14 protein-coding genes and 1 tRNA gene are annotated in these 14,368 nt (G+C 58.5%); 5 read left to right on the top strand and 10 right to left on the bottom strand.

Translation table 11 applies throughout. The annotated features are described in order from the left end of the window. Positions 1-43: 43 nt before the first annotated feature. The 3 genes from AC3B5A_RS07420 to AC3B5A_RS07410 form a co-directional block, all read right to left on the bottom strand. The gene (locus AC3B5A_RS07420; RefSeq protein WP_489800017.1) at positions 44-562 is read right to left on the bottom strand and encodes a low molecular weight protein-tyrosine-phosphatase; all 519 of its coding nucleotides are present in this window, start codon (positions 560-562) and stop codon (positions 44-46) included. A gap of 111 nt (positions 563-673) precedes the next feature. After that, positions 674-1,330 carry a dihydrofolate reductase gene (locus tag AC3B5A_RS07415; RefSeq protein WP_489800016.1) on the bottom strand — a complete coding sequence of 219 codons (657 nt, stop codon included), beginning with the start codon at positions 1,328-1,330 and terminating at the stop codon, positions 674-676. Between the two features lie 48 nt (positions 1,331-1,378). After that, a complete protein-coding gene (locus AC3B5A_RS07410; protein WP_489800015.1) occupies positions 1,379-2,248 on the bottom strand; it encodes a thymidylate synthase in 870 nt (289 codons plus the stop codon). A gap of 254 nt (positions 2,249-2,502) precedes the next feature. Here AC3B5A_RS07410 and AC3B5A_RS07405 point away from each other — a divergent pair, with 254 nt between their 5' ends. Next, positions 2,503-2,916: an OsmC family protein gene (locus AC3B5A_RS07405; RefSeq protein WP_489800014.1), complete on the top strand. Its 414-nt coding sequence runs from the start codon at positions 2,503-2,505 to the stop codon at positions 2,914-2,916. A 198-nt stretch (positions 2,917-3,114) separates the two neighbouring features. On the opposite strand, the gene AC3B5A_RS07400 is transcribed toward AC3B5A_RS07405, so the two are convergent. From AC3B5A_RS07400 to manA, 4 genes are all read right to left on the bottom strand, one after another. After that, on the bottom strand, positions 3,115-4,116 hold the full coding sequence (locus AC3B5A_RS07400) for a universal stress protein (protein WP_489760318.1): 1,002 nt from the start codon (positions 4,114-4,116) through the stop codon (positions 3,115-3,117). Between the two features lie 240 nt (positions 4,117-4,356). Next, positions 4,357-5,121, bottom strand: a complete 765-nt coding sequence (locus AC3B5A_RS07395; RefSeq protein ID WP_489800013.1) for a C40 family peptidase — start codon at positions 5,119-5,121, stop codon at positions 4,357-4,359. Between the two features lie 66 nt (positions 5,122-5,187). Then, on the bottom strand, positions 5,188-6,312 hold the full coding sequence (locus AC3B5A_RS07390; protein WP_489800012.1) for a CHAP domain-containing protein: 1,125 nt from the start codon (positions 6,310-6,312) through the stop codon (positions 5,188-5,190). A gap of 64 nt (positions 6,313-6,376) precedes the next feature. Next, on the bottom strand, positions 6,377-7,801 hold the full coding sequence (gene manA, locus AC3B5A_RS07385) for a mannose-6-phosphate isomerase, class I (protein ID WP_489760321.1): 1,425 nt from the start codon (positions 7,799-7,801) through the stop codon (positions 6,377-6,379). A gap of 73 nt (positions 7,802-7,874) precedes the next feature. Here manA and AC3B5A_RS07380 point away from each other — a divergent pair, with 73 nt between their 5' ends. Next, entirely contained in the window at positions 7,875-8,129 is a 255-nt protein-coding gene (locus AC3B5A_RS07380) for a DUF2530 domain-containing protein (protein WP_489760322.1), read from the top strand. After that, positions 8,129-8,803 (top strand): phosphate signaling complex protein PhoU, encoded by a 675-nt coding sequence (phoU, locus tag AC3B5A_RS07375; RefSeq protein ID WP_489760323.1) that lies wholly within the window; start codon positions 8,129-8,131, stop codon positions 8,801-8,803. The genes AC3B5A_RS07380 and phoU overlap by 1 nt, the downstream gene beginning before the upstream one ends. Positions 8,804-9,003: 200 nt before the next feature. On the opposite strand, the gene AC3B5A_RS07370 is transcribed toward phoU, so the two are convergent. The 3 genes from AC3B5A_RS07370 to lysS all read right to left on the bottom strand — a co-directional run bounded on the left by AC3B5A_RS07370 (position 9,004) and on the right by lysS (position 12,804). Further along, positions 9,004-9,744 (bottom strand): phosphoglyceromutase, encoded by a 741-nt coding sequence (locus AC3B5A_RS07370; protein WP_489760324.1) that lies wholly within the window; start codon positions 9,742-9,744, stop codon positions 9,004-9,006. Between the two features lie 72 nt (positions 9,745-9,816). Next, the gene (gene menA / locus AC3B5A_RS07365; protein WP_489760325.1) at positions 9,817-10,986 is read right to left on the bottom strand and encodes a 1,4-dihydroxy-2-naphthoate octaprenyltransferase; all 1,170 of its coding nucleotides are present in this window, start codon (positions 10,984-10,986) and stop codon (positions 9,817-9,819) included. Positions 10,987-11,154: 168 nt separating this feature from the next. Then, positions 11,155-12,804: a lysine--tRNA ligase gene (lysS, locus tag AC3B5A_RS07360; RefSeq protein ID WP_489800041.1), complete on the bottom strand. Its 1,650-nt coding sequence runs from the start codon at positions 12,802-12,804 to the stop codon at positions 11,155-11,157. A 156-nt stretch (positions 12,805-12,960) separates the two neighbouring features. On the opposite strand from lysS, the gene AC3B5A_RS07355 reads away from it, so the two are divergent. Beyond that, positions 12,961-13,037, top strand: a tRNA-Pro gene (locus AC3B5A_RS07355). Between the two features lie 82 nt (positions 13,038-13,119). Continuing rightward, positions 13,120-14,307: an MFS transporter gene (locus tag AC3B5A_RS07350; RefSeq protein WP_489760326.1), complete on the top strand. Its 1,188-nt coding sequence runs from the start codon at positions 13,120-13,122 to the stop codon at positions 14,305-14,307. Positions 14,308-14,368 lie beyond the last annotated feature (61 nt).

The raw sequence follows: 14,368 nt of genomic DNA, 5'->3' as shown, positions 1-14,368 counted from the left end.
CGCGACGCCAATTTCTGAGTTTTGATGCCGCGTCCATAAGCTGTTACTGCTTCAGTTGCTCCTCTACCCAGTCAACGATGTACGGAGCGACTTCGTCAATCTGATTGATGGCAATATCAAAATCTTCCGGACCACCGTACCAAGGATCCACCAAGTCGATCTCGCTTTCACGCCCCGGCTTGGGCGTCGGCAGATTCGGGTCGAAGCTGCGATACAGATGCACCTGCCCACGCTTAGACTGAGGCAACTGGCGCAATAATGAGCTCATATGCGACGCAGTCATCGGCAAGAACAGATCCGTGCGCTCAATCTCATCCCTCGTGATGCGATGGGCAAAGTGACTGGCCGGAATCTCATAGCCACGCTCCCGCAGGACCTTGAGTGCGCGACGATCGATAGGATGACCATACTCCTCATCACTCACGCCGCTCGACTCCACAGCGACCAGCGAGTCCAGTCCGCGCTCGGCAAACCGTGCACGCAAAATAATTTCTGCCATAGGCGAACGGCAAATATTGCCGGTGCACACCGTCATCACTGTGTACGGAACCTGTTCACTCATCCGTCGTCCTTTCACCGTACCGGAACCCTCGGCTCAAGCAGTGCCGGCTATAACAGCCGACCCGCATTGCTCCAATACCAATGAGGCCGGCTCGCCGCCGACCCCATGAAATCAATTCTTCGCGTAATCCACAAACCGGTACGAACACACCTCACCTTCCGGGTTGGCAGGTGCCACCCAATCCGTGCTGCGCTCAACATGCCACAGACCTTCGTTCACCCTCGACTCAATGTCGGGCGCATACGTATCGGCGTCTACACAGCCCTGAATATACGTGACATACGCCTTGTTGGCGAACGGCTCGACGGCTTTGAAAATCTGCGCACCGCCAATGACCCAAATCTCGCTGCGATCCAGTCCATCATCAGGAATGGCCTCTTGCCGAGCCAAATCGAGCGCCGCTTCAATATCAGGAGCCACCGTGGCCCCCTCAGCACGATAATGCGGATCATGCGAGACTACAATGTTGTCACGGTTGGGCAGCGGACGGAACTTCTCGTTCAACGAGTCCCACGTCTTGCGCCCCATAATAACCGGGTGAGATACTGTCAGTTCTTTGAACCTGCGCATATCCTCAGCCAAATGCCACGGAATGCCGCCTTTGAACCCCATCGCTCCATCGCGACCGTCCTTGTCTTGGGCACAGGCCCAAATCAGGTTCACCGAGAACGTTTTGACGACATCGTCTCCCCAGTCCTCGTCACTCTCAAGCCCGGCAAATCCGGGCTCGGGTTCGTGATATCCGCTGCGACTACTGTCATGCTCCATTTCGTCACTCCTTGAAATCAAACTTGCGGCACAAGCCTACTCAACCACTCAGACCGCAACGGGAGCCTTGATGGTGGGATGATGGCGGTAGTCGACTATCTCAAAGTCGCTGAACTGGTAATCGAACAGCGAATCGGCCTTGGCAATCTTGATCTTCGGGTACGGGTACGGCTCTCTGCCCAACTGCTCCAGCACCTGATCGATGTGATTGTCGTACACGTGACAGTCACCGCCCGTCCAGACGAACTCCCCCGGCTCCAGGCCGGTCTGCTGCGCCATCATGAGCGTGAGCAGCGAATAGGAGGCGATGTTGAACGGCACCCCGAGGAACATGTCGCACGAACGCTGGTACAGCTGGCAGGACAGCTTGCCATCGGCCACATAGAACTGGAAGAGCGCATGGCATGGAGGCAACGCCATCTGATCGACCTCTGCCGGATTCCAGGCGGTGACCACCATGCGGCGTGAGTCCGGACTGGTCTTGATGAGATTCATCACATTGGTGATCTGATCGATGGTACGGTTCGGATCCTCGGCCGTAGGTGCCGGCCAGCTACGCCACTGCACTCCGTACACCGGCCCCAAGTCACCGTTCTCGTCAGCCCACTCATCCCAGATGTGGACGTTGTTCTCTTGCAGCCAACGCACATTGCTCGACCCTTTGAGGAACCAGAGCAGCTCGTATGCCAAACCTTTGAAGAACACAGTTTTGGTGGTGAGCAGCGGGAACGAATCAGCGAGGTCAAAACGCATCTGCTGGCCGAAGAGCGAGATTGTGCCCGTGCCGGTACGGTCGGTCTTCAATGTTCCCTCGGTCAGGATTTTGCGCACCAGATCCTCATACGGCGTGGGAATGTCTGTCTTGGGGCGCGCGGGAATGCGTGTGCGAATATCTGCAAGCTGTTCAGGTGTCAACATGAGGCCATTCTAACAATCGGTATTGAGCTGGCAACGCGCCAGCCCAAGGTTTCCGAACATGCCCGACAACTTGGTACGGCAAGGCAAAACCGTACGCAGAGCGCTCTGAAAGTCGGTGTGCGGTAAGCCGGAAGCAGAGCGCAAACAGTATAAATCACAGAAACACTTAAGAGACAACCGGCACATGTTTCCGCTCGGCGATACATTGGATACACCAGTCGTTTCCAACGACCGCATACATCAAGGAGGCTCTCATGGGTAAAAGGTTATGGGTGGAACGCAACAAAGACGGTTCCTGGGACGCGTTCAGCGACGACGGCGCACACTTGAAGTTCGGCCACGGCAAAGGTCAGTTCAGCCCTGGAGATCTCTCCAAGATAGCGTTGGCAGCATGCGCCGCGCTTTCCAGCCAAATGCCCGTCGAACGGGCTCTGGGAGAAGGAGCCGGCGCCAAGATCATCGTTAACGGCACGTATGACGGCACCGATGACTCCTACATCAGCTTCAATGAGCAGGTGGTAGTCGACGCTTCCGGCACGGATATGAGCGACGAAGATGCCGACAAACTCCAGGAGCGCGTGAAACGGCATATCGACAAGTCCTGCACCGTCAAGCACACGTATGAGAAGGAAACCCCCGTACGCATGGACGTGACGGTACGCCACTGAACCGGCAGCGACCTACCGATTGATGGTTGATGCAGAACGCTGATGCCACAACAGCAGCGCCAGCGCCACAACGGAAAACAAAAGTGGTGCCTGTTCCCTTGAGGGAAGCAGGCACCACTTTGTATATGAACACCGCTCCAAGCCGCACAGGTGCGAGCCAAGAGTCAGTACTTCTAGCCAGTCAGTGCTTCTGGCGAGTCAGTGCTTCGGATCGATAGACGATGCGAGAGCCTCGGCCTGCTCGCTATCGGCTGTCTCCACCGTCACCTTCTCGACACCGTCCACACTGTCCGGCGCACTGTTCGCACGCGACTGCTCTGCCTCGACGAACTTACGCGGAACCACATAAACCGGCCCCTCGGAATGCTGAATCAGCCCTTGACTGGTCGAACCGACCAGCAGACCGGTGAACCCGCCACGACCGCGAGAACCGACGACCACCACATCATGGTCGGCGCTGGCCTTGGTCAATGCGCTCACCGCACTCTCAGGAACGATGGCCTTATTGATCTCAAGGTCGGGATGAGCCTGACGCAGCGAAGCGATCATGCCTTCCAAATCCTCCATGTAGGATTCTTTGACACCCTCTTCGTCCACCACACCCTGCAGGCCGGGAACAGCATCGATTACATCAAGGCTGGCACCACGTTCCGCAGCAAGGTCGCCGGCTATCTGCAGCGCTTTCTGTCCCCACTGGCTCTCGTCAATGCCCACAGCCACTTTGGTAATCGTATTGTTCAGATGCATGGTGTTACCGTCATCGTCGGTATACGGCACCACCACAATGGGGCAGTAAGCATATGCCGGCAGCGAGGAACTCGTGGTGCCCAACAGACGCTCGGCAAGGCCCCCCTTGCCACGGTTACCAATCACGATGAGGTTGTAATTGCGCGACAGCTCAACGAATACCGCCGATGGATCTCCGGTGACAATCAACGTTTCCGCATCGACACCCTGACCGGCGGCAACAGCCTTGGCCTTGGAAAGGATGTCTTGAGCGTCGGCGTGAGCGGCATTGTCGTCACCAACCGAACTGTAGGTGGCATCGAATGAAACCGCAGCGTAGCTCGGCAGAGAATATGCACACACGATCTGAAGCTTAAGTCCAGCATGCTTGGCGTAATTCGCCGCCCACCACGTGGCCTTGTAGCTCGCCTTTGAGCCGTCAACTCCAACCAAAATAGACTTGTCGTTTACCATAACTACCCTCCTTGGAACTATGGTGCGGCTGAGCCGCCCCTTCAATACAAGGATACCGCGTTTTGGCAAATAGCGCAGACCAGCACGTCATACGCGTTTCATATATGCGCGAGGTGACATGGCACTAGTCGATTTTGACGTGCGCAGCGATGCAGGCCGATGCTGACAGCCGTAGGCGCACAAACAACAGCCAGCCGTCGGCTACAACTTGATATGGTACTCAGTTGAACCCAGACCGTACTACAGTACGCGGCGGATGGAGTAGGATCCGCTCATTGCCTGGCTTACCAGCGCATACGTAGTTCCGGCACGTTCATTCATGGCGTTCACCACCATGCCGTTGCCGACATAAATAGCCACATGCTGACCATTGGCAATGATGTCTCCCGGCATGGCCTGCGACAGGTCAGCCACCGGTCGACCAACCTTGGCCTGCTCACCGGACGTGCGCGGTAAACCGATACCGAACTGAGCGAACACATACTGCACGAACCCGGAGCAATCCCAGCCCTGGGGCGACGTACCGCCACTGACATACGGCGATTTGCCTACAAACTGGCCGGCGAACGACAGCACCGAAGACGCAGTCTTTCCGTTAGGAGGAGTCACCGTGAAATTCGGCACAGGCGCTGAGCCTGGCTGCGAACTAGAGCGGGAACGACCAGCATTTGCAGACCCGGCAGCGTTCTGCGCAGCCTGTTTTGCCGCCTCATCAGCGGCAGCCTTGCGAGCCTCTTCATCTTTTTGCGCCTGCGACTGAGTCTGCGGGACGTCGAGGGACTCGACCCCGCCCCAATTCGACTCCGCATCAACGTCGGAAGAAGTGGATTCCTGCAGCAAGTTCAGCTGTACAGAACTCATTTTACGGAATGATCTCGAAGCCGTTACAGCCTGTTCGACTGGTGCAGGTGCGGCCGCGACGGCCCCCGGCGCCAACGCCAACAGGGAGACGCTCGCCAAAGCCGCTGTGAAGAGCGAGGTGAGTGACTTCGAAGTTCTTGACATAATCACACCCTAACATGCGGCGTGAATTTATAAGGTCTCAGCGCAGCGTACCACGCATTGTGCCTGTCAGTAGTGAATCACGGCGTGAGCGGAAACCTGAGCTGCGGTAAACGTGCGCGAGAACGTCTTTCCGTTCATGGGAGCGCCACTTTCGGAAGTTTCCACCGAACCGTCGGGGTTAATCTTCTCAATGACGGCCACATGGCCACATATCGGATCGCTGCCGTCCTGCCCAGCAGCGAACACCATGATGTCACCCACATGCCGAGCAGTGTGGTCCACCCAGTACCCCAGCCGCTGCGCCGAAGCAGCCCACGCTTCACCGTTGCCCATGTTCGATCCGACCGGCAGCCCCAGTTCATGACGCCGCTGATATACCCACCACGTGCATTGGCTGAACTCGTAGCTGTTACCGGTGTCTCCAGACGCATGATCGGGCTGAAAACCCGAAGGCAGCACATCCTGATCGCCGTCCAGCAATGCTGCCACGGCAGGATTCTTCGCCGTGAGTTTGGACAACTGGCGTACGTCCAAACCACTTTGCCCAAGATTCCAAGCACCATCGTTCGACGTCTGCTCCGTGCGAACCTTGTTCTTCCCGCTCTGGCCTTCGCCCGGCGTGGAGGAAGGGTTCGTCCCGGTCGTTTCCTCACCTTTGGCCCCTGCATCAGATGCCACCGGATCGCGGCCTGCAGTCTGCGAGAGCGGCACCGCGGTCTTGACTACATGTTCTGCCGCACTAGTTCCCCGGCTGGAAGCCAAAGCCGTGTCGGGCCTATCGGACATTGCGGCAACGGAGACAATCGTGCCCACCAATGCCGCGCATGACAGCGACACCGCAATCTGTGTGTGGCGCGCGCGGGACTTGCGCTCCTGCCGCAACGCCTTGCGCGTCTTGGGAACCGTGGAGTTGATGGCACGCAACACATCGGGATCCAACGAAAGCGCCGCCGAACCGCGGGAAGCATGGCGCACCGACGGTGAAACAACCGGCTGAGAAGCCGAGCCAAAAAGCGCTTCATTAAAGCGCAGGGGCGACCGGGAGACAGAAGCCGATCCCTCATCTGCTGTCGAACGAACATGCGCACCTCTCGGAGCAGTCTCCCCACCGTGCGACGCAAACGCTCCGAGCACACCAAACACACCAGCCCGCGAAGCGCTCTTCGGCGCTTTATGCAAAGCATGGCTCATAGCGGTCTCCAGCAAATCGAAATATTTCTATCAGCATAACTTGAAGACCGGATTTCGCCAGCGCTCACACCTGCGTTGACGCACAGATGAACGCACCCTCCGCAGGTTGCGCATATTCGCCGTTCACTTTGCCGATGTCCAGCCAACCTTCCGCGGCCGGGACAAACACCGCTTGCCCTTGTGTGAGCACGCGAGCGTCCACCGCCGTAGCCACGCTTACCTCACCTTCGGTGCACAGCACAATGCGCGGCCCATAATGACGTTGCAGACGCCCAGCCCCGGCCATCATTTTGCCGTATCGTTCCGTCAGTCGTTCCAACCATTGACGTTTCGACTCTCCGAATCTGCCGTAGGTGAGCATGAATTCGCTGATGCGGGGTCGGTATACGACTCTGTCCCCTAGTATGGTGCGCAATCCGCCGGCACTGGGATCAATCGGCGGTGCGGAACGGCAGTTAAGACTGTGCAACAGATTGCCGATGTCCCGCGGTTTCACCGTCATCCCAGCTCGCAGCACATTGTCGGAATTCGTCATGATCTCTGCTGCGGTGCCGTGAATATACGCGTGCACCGTGCCGGCGGGAATGAACACCGATTCACCTTCCGCCAGCTGCACGGGATTCATCATGAGCAGCGCCAGCACACTCGCATCGCCCTCAAACGCGTGCGCCGCCTCAAGCGCATACGCAAACGCGCGAGCGCCCTTCGTCTCGGTCATCCGGGTTCGCGCATGTTCAAGCGCCGGCACCAGACCGTCGACAGGCCCTGCGGTCACCGCCGCATGAAACGCACGAAACACCCGTTTGCGCGAAGGCGGCCATACCACCGCTCCTGCAGGCATCATCCGATCCGCCTGCCCGGCGTCACAGTCCGTTCGCCCCAAAAGTTGCACCATGCGCCGCGCCACCGGATGGTCCACCAATTCCAGGTTCGCTACCATGAATGCGTGAGAGGCAAACCCCACCGACGCCTCAAACGGTTCCAGCGCCACCACCATCTCGTTTTTAGCCACCGCATCCCGGAACGAACGCTCCGGTGCATTCAATGGGACGCCCGCCGCGTTCTGGGCATTGAAGCCGGCACGCGCCTCAAAATCAACCGGATGCACTTGCAAAGACAACGGAATGCGAGCCGAAATCACTTTAAGCAAATACGGCAGCACCGGTCCGAACTGGGCTGAGCAGCGAGCTCCCAACATGGCTTGCGGCTGGGAGCGTATAGCCTGCGTCAACGGTATTGGCGCGATGTTCTGCGACGAAGACACCTGCAGCAACGACGGCCACTGCGCATGCCCGCTGAACCACATCTCCGCCAACGGTTCACCACTGGACAGATCAGGAGAGGACGACGAATCATTAAGGGATTCGTCAACATCCGAACCCGGTGCCTCATTGGCGAGCGAGGCAGCGTCATCCAAGCCAAACAAACGTTGCAAGCGGGTGCGCGACCCCCATGCATACCGTTTCTCCACTGGCTTGATTGAGTACACGATCCGCCTTCCCTTCACCGCTTCACCTGTATAGGGTAATGGATAGGTACCCCCGAAGGTTAGAGTATAAGGCATGAAGTTCGCTCCGATCGTCAACCCTGACGTGTGCCGCCCCGCGCCGAAACCCGTGCGCGTCGATTTACGGAAGATTTTCCTTACTGTCACGGCCCTCTGGGTGCTCGCCTTGGTGATTTCGCTGGTATTGCTCGCCTGCGGGTTCAACGTAGAGTACAACGTGGTCGTATGCGTGGCAGGCACGGCCATCGGCGTGGTACTGCTGATTTGGGAATATTTCGACCGTTGGGACTATCGCCGTTTGGGGGAATAATGCGCGTAATCTACCATCAGGAACTACAGAGCGTGGCCGATGCCTTGGAGACCATGTCCGAGCTTGTGGCACAAGCGATCCACGGAGCCGGAAAGGCGCTGATTGACGGAGACATGGCAGCGGCGCAAACCGTGGTGGAAGGCGACGACGCCATCAACGCCCTTGAGGCGCAGCTCATCGACCAGTGCGTACGTTTGCTGGCTCAGCAAAGCCCTGTGGCCACCGATCTGCGCATCGTGGTATCGGCACTGCGTCTTGCAGCAACATTCGAGCGTATGGGCGATCTGGCACAGCATATTGCACAGACGTCGCTGCGCACAGCACCGGCTTCACCGCTGCCGAGAGACGAACGCACGCAGCAAATTTTCAGCTCCATGAGAGCATTCCTCGACATGACCGCGGATCGGTTGACCGGCATGCTTGCCGAGCGTGACACCGACATCGCCGACCGTGTCATCGCCGACGACAACACGCTTGACCAGTTGCATCAGGAAACCTTCGATTTGGCTCTTGACGAAACCTGGCAGGCCACACGTCAGCAGATCATCGACGAAGTGCTGCTCGCCAGATTCATGGAACGTTTGGGAGACCATGCGGTCTCTGCCGCACGCCGGGTGGTATACATCGTCTCCGGGTTCGATCCCAGCAAGGAGCCGAAGGGCGAGGACGACTGACAGCCGTGAGCAGCCGCGATCAGTAAAGCTGAGCACCCTATTCGGCGGTACAGGGCAGCGTACGTTGCCTTGTACCATTGGCTCATAGCTATCGCCGCCACCCGCAACAGAAACGTCCCGTGTTCCCTGAGCCATATAGACTCGTTGAACACGGGACGTTTCCTATACCCTTGGCGCTTTGTGCCAGTGTAGTGTCTTATTTACTTCTGCCCTTGCGCGGCAACGGCTGCGGCACCGGCAGCAGCGGCTTCGGGGTCAAGGTACTCGCCGCGAGGCTTGATCGGCTTCATATCCTCATCCAGCTCGTACAGCAGCGGGATGGCGGTGGGAATGTTGACCTTGGCGATCTCTTCCTCACTCAGCCCGTCCAGCATCTTGACGATGGCACGCAACGAGTTGCCGTGCGCGGCAATCATGACGGTCTTGCCGCTCTTGAGTTCGGGGACAATCTCAGACTCCCAGTACGGGGTCACGCGAGTCACCACGTTGGCGAGCGCCTCGGATTCAGGCACCGGGTCGCCGGCGTAACGCGGGTCGTGGTTCTGTGCGAATTCGTCGTCGGGGTTGATGTCCGGCGGCGGGGTGCCGTAGGAACGGCGCCAAACCATGAACTGGTCGTCACCATACTCTTCGCGCACCTGCGTCTTGTCCTTGCCTTGCAAAGCACCATAGTGACGCTCGTTGAGCCTCCAGCTGCGCTTCACCGGAATCCAGAGGCGATCCGCCTCATCCAGCGCGTAGTTCGCCGTGTTGATGGCGCGGCGCAGCAGCGAGGTGAAGACGATGTCGGGCAGTACGTTCTTCTCTTTGAGCAGATCGCCGCCTCGCTTGGCTTCCTCCACACCCTGCTCGGTGAGCGGAACGTCCACCCAGCCAGTGAACTGGTTTGTTTTATTCCATGCGCTCTGGCCGTGCCGGAGCAGAACTAGTTTGTAAGTCATGGTGTTCATTCTAAGCGGAGAATGGGACGGGCAGACCAATGCCTGCGCACCATGCGGAACAAGCGGCAGAGCTCAGAGCACTATGGCCAGTTCCACTACGACGAACATCACCGAGAACAGCAGTACCGAAGCACTGCAGCCAGGCAGCGCGTGGACAAAATCGTTCTTTTTTACAGCTTGCGTGGCAGCTCCCGCCACCTTGATGCATGGCACCGCAACCACAAACCCAATGGCGGTGAATACCAGCCCCGCCAAATCAACCGTCCACACTTCGCCGCGTGCCATCAGCACCGGCGCAAAGGCCATCAGCACGGTGCACGCCATCGACGCCAAGTAGACCACCAGCAGCAGCGTACGTGCGCGATGTTCTCCAAGACGCACGCCGAGCGTCATTTTGCCGCTCACCACGTCTTCTTTTACATCACGCAGGTTGTTGACCATCAGAATGGAGCAGGAGAACAGTCCGCACAGTACCGCTCCAACCACGCCATCGACGCTGATGCCGCCGCTGAGCACATATTGCGTGCCTAGTACCGCCACCAGGCCGAAGAATACGAATACGCCGACTTCGCCGAAACCGGCATACCCGTACGGGTGTTTGCCACCGGTGTAGAACCAGCCCGCAAGCAGGCATGCCACGCCGACGAGCAGCAGCCAGTAGGTGCCGGTCATCACGATGAGAGCAAGACCTGCCACACAGGCAACGGCTGCGTTGACCAACGCCGCGGTCAGCACACGCTTGGGAGCCACCAGTCCGGAGGCGGTGATGCGCTGCGGTTTTGAGGTTTGCGACTCGGCATCGCCTCGCCCCGCATCAGTGCCACGAATGCCATCGGAATAGTCATTGGCAAAATTGACCGCAATCTGCAGGAACAGAGCCACCACTGCGCACAGCGCCGACAATGCCGCAAACATCGCCCACCCTTGGGAAGGTACCAGGCTGCGTTCCACACAGCCACCGACGCCAGGACGCGAAGTGGCACAGGTTCCGCGGGTAATCAGCCCTTTGTATCCCGCTGCCACACCGACAAGCACCGGCGCCACGGACGCAGGCAACGTTTTAGGCCGCACGGCGGAAAGCCACACGGCAAGATTGCTCCCTTGGCCGTTCACATTGGGGTTTGCCGGACGCTGACTCTCACCGTCACGGCCATTCCCGGTATCACCTATCTGTACAGGCACCGCCGCAGACGACTCGACCACCTGATTGGTCATACCACGTTTATGTGCGTGTTTTGCCATAATCCTCACCTAGTTACCGTTCACACGTACCGCTCATACATTTCCATACGCTACGTCTTTCGTATCGCACAGTGTGGAAGGAACAACCACAGCCCACCACATCCGGCAATACCTTGCGATTCGTGCCGTACACAAGTACACAACATTGCACGGCGCGTGACACAATTCTTATTGCAGCGGTTTGACCAGCGGGAAGGTAATGGTATCGCGAATGGTCGCGCCGGTCAGTGCGATGAGCAGACGGTCGATACCCATGCCCATGCCGCCAGCCGGGGGCATGCCTACGCCAAGAGCTTCGATGAAGTCCTCGTCGATGTCCATTGCCTCCACGTCGCCGGCAAGCGCGTCCTTGGCCTGCGCCACAAAACGTTCACGCTGCACCACCGGGTCATTGAGCTCGGAGTAACCGGTGGCAAGCTCGAAGCCGCGCACGTAGAGATCCCACTTTTCCACCATGCCGGGCTTGGTGCGGTGTCCCTTGACCAGCGGACTGGTCTCGACCGGGAAGTCGCGCACGAAGGTGGGCTCGTAGAGGTTGTCCTCGTAGAAGTGCTCCCAGAGATGTTCCACAAGTTTGCCGTGGTTTTCCACGTCGTCCCGCTCCACGCCAAGCTTGTCGGCAATGGCCCCCAGGTGATCCACACTGGTTTCAGGAGTGATTTCCTCGCCCAGAGCCTCGGAGAGGGAGCCATACATCGTAATTTGCTTCCATTCACCGCCAAAGTCGTATTCGCTGCCGTCCACAAGTTTCACTTTGGTGGAGCCGAACGCATCGATGGCGGCGTTCTGGATGAGACTCTGCGTCAGCTCGGCAATGGTGTCGTACGTGCCGTAGGCCTGATACGCCTCAAGCATGGTGAACTCCGGGGCATGCGTGCCATCCACGCCTTCGTTGCGGAAATCGCGGTTGATTTCGAACACACGCTCAATGCCGCCCACCAGGCAGCGCTTCAAGAACAGTTCAGGGGCGATGCGCAGGTACAGGTCGATGTCGAAGGCATTCATGTGCGTGGTGAAGGGACGCGCCGCAGCTCCCCCATGCACCGTCTGGAGCATAGGCGTTTCCACTTCGAGGAAGTCCCTCTTGGCAAAGGTGTTGCGCAGCGAGGTGACTGCCTGCGAGCGCCGGCGCACCATGCGCTGCACTTTCTCGTCGGCGATCATGCCGACGTAAGGCTTACGGATACGAGTGTCGTCCGTCAGGTCTTTGTGCAGGGCGGGCAGAGGCTGGAGCGCCTTTGCCGCGATCTGCCAGCGTGAGGCGAAGATTGAGAGCTCGCCTGTTTTCGAAGCGATGACGCGCCCTTCGAGGAAGAGGTGGTCGCCAAGGTCAACCATCTGCTTGAATTCCTTGAGCGAGTCGGCACCGACTTCCTTCTTGGAGATCATGCCCTGAATCTTGGTGCCGTCGCCTGCGGAGAGCTGCACGAAGCACAGGCCGCCGCCGTTGCGAAGGAAAAGCACACGGCCGGCAACACCGACCACATCTTGTGTTTCTTCGCCCGCCTCGAGCGTGCCGTCGTAACGGGAACGCACCGCTTCGATGGTGTCGGTCACGTCAAGGTGCACCGGGTAGGGCTGCTCCCCGTTCTTGAGCATCATGGCTCGTTTTGCCACGCGCATCTGCACCTGTTCGGGGTTGGCTTCCGGCCCGAACTCCTTGTTGGTCGGGTCGATCGCCTCCTCGAGCGACGCACCGTCCTGGACTCGCTGCGCGATGGTCTCGTCCTGTTTGAGTCGCAGCTGCGCGCGTTCAACCGTCGACAATGCCGGCGTATGGTTCTCTTCTTCATTCCCGGGAGTTCCGGCAGCATTCATTTCAGTCATAGCTTCCGAGTGTACCGAAGCGTCACTACACGTAAAACCGTGCAATTGGTACTGTTTTATCTCGATGACGCCTTTCTTTTCACGGCTCTCCCGACACGCACTGAGCATAAAGCCGAGGGGCTGCTGTACACTAATTCTGTTACCAATCGGGCTGTAGCGCAGCTTGGTAGCGCGCTTCGTTCGGGACGAAGAGGCCGCGAGTTCAAATCTCGCCAGCCCGACCAGATTGAAACCCCTTGTACTCCAAGGGGTTTCTCTTTACTCGTCCTATCCACACCACTTGATCCTTTCGCGTTTGGGGAACTCATGAAGAAAAGTCTGCTTGCACTCGCCGGCGGCGCCTTTGTGTTTGGCGCAGCTGAATTCGTGATGATGGGCATCCTGACCCAGGCGGCACATAACCTGCATATCAGCATCCCCTCGGCCGGTAACTTCATCACCGCTTATGCCGTGGGCGTGTGCGTGGGCACCCTCATTCTGATCATCGGCAGAAAGGCCGGTCCCAAGCAGTTGCTGGTCGTACTGATGCTGATTGCACTGGCCGGCAACCTTATGAGTTTCCTCGCCCCTTCCGCAGGCATGCTCATCGCCGCACGATTCATCTCAGGGCTGCCGCATGGTGCATTCTTCGGCACCGCCACGCTCGTAGCCAAACTTCTTGCCGACAAAGGCAAGGAAGCACAGGCCGTATCCATCATGGTAACGGGACAAACGGTAGCCAATATGCTCGGAGTCCCTGCCGGCACCCTCATTGCCGAGCATATGTCGTGGCGACTGCCCTTCCTGGCACTGGCGGTTCTCGCAGCCTGCACCGCGCTGCTCATGGTGATGTGGCTCCCGCACATCGATCCCGTGGCCGACACCGGGCTCGCCGGGCAGTTCCGATTCCTCACCAAACCGGGCCCATGGTTCATCATCGCCGCCACGTTTGCCGGCAACACCGGTATTTTCAGCTGGTGGAGCTATGTCTCGCCATGGTTGAACCATGTTGGCGGGTATGCTACGCAAACCGTACCGTGGCTCATGATGCTGGCAGGACTCGGCATGGTGTTCGGAGGTCTTGGTGGCGGACGTGTCGCCGATCATTGGCGGCATGGCGGAACAGCGGCCTTGGGGCAGATGATTTCAGTGATCGGTCTGGCCTGGATCGCATTCATCCCCGGTTCCCGCGTCGTCACCGCAATGCTCACGTTCGTTGTCGCTTTTGCCATGTTCTTCATCGCCTCCCCACAGCAGCTCCTCATGGCTGAAGCCGGTGCTGGCGGCGGGGAGCTCATCGGAGGAGCAGCCGTGCAGATTGCGTTCAACATGGGCAATGCCTTGGGATCAGCGCTCGGCGGTTTCATGCTTTCCTCCGCCCACATGGATTACCATGCTCCGGCGTTGGGCGGTATAGCACCCGCAGCCATAGCAGTGCTCATGCTGGCCATCTACACGTGGCGCTACGAAACGCACACCGACGCGCTTGAACGCATGCAGCCAGTGGAAGTGTGACACAACATACACTTTGTGCATATCGCGTTTGCCGAGCACACTGTATTACAGCCCGGCAAAC

It is taken from the genome of Bifidobacterium sp. ESL1133 (assembly GCF_058107325.1).
This window is presented reverse-complemented; position numbering and strand designations above follow the sequence as displayed.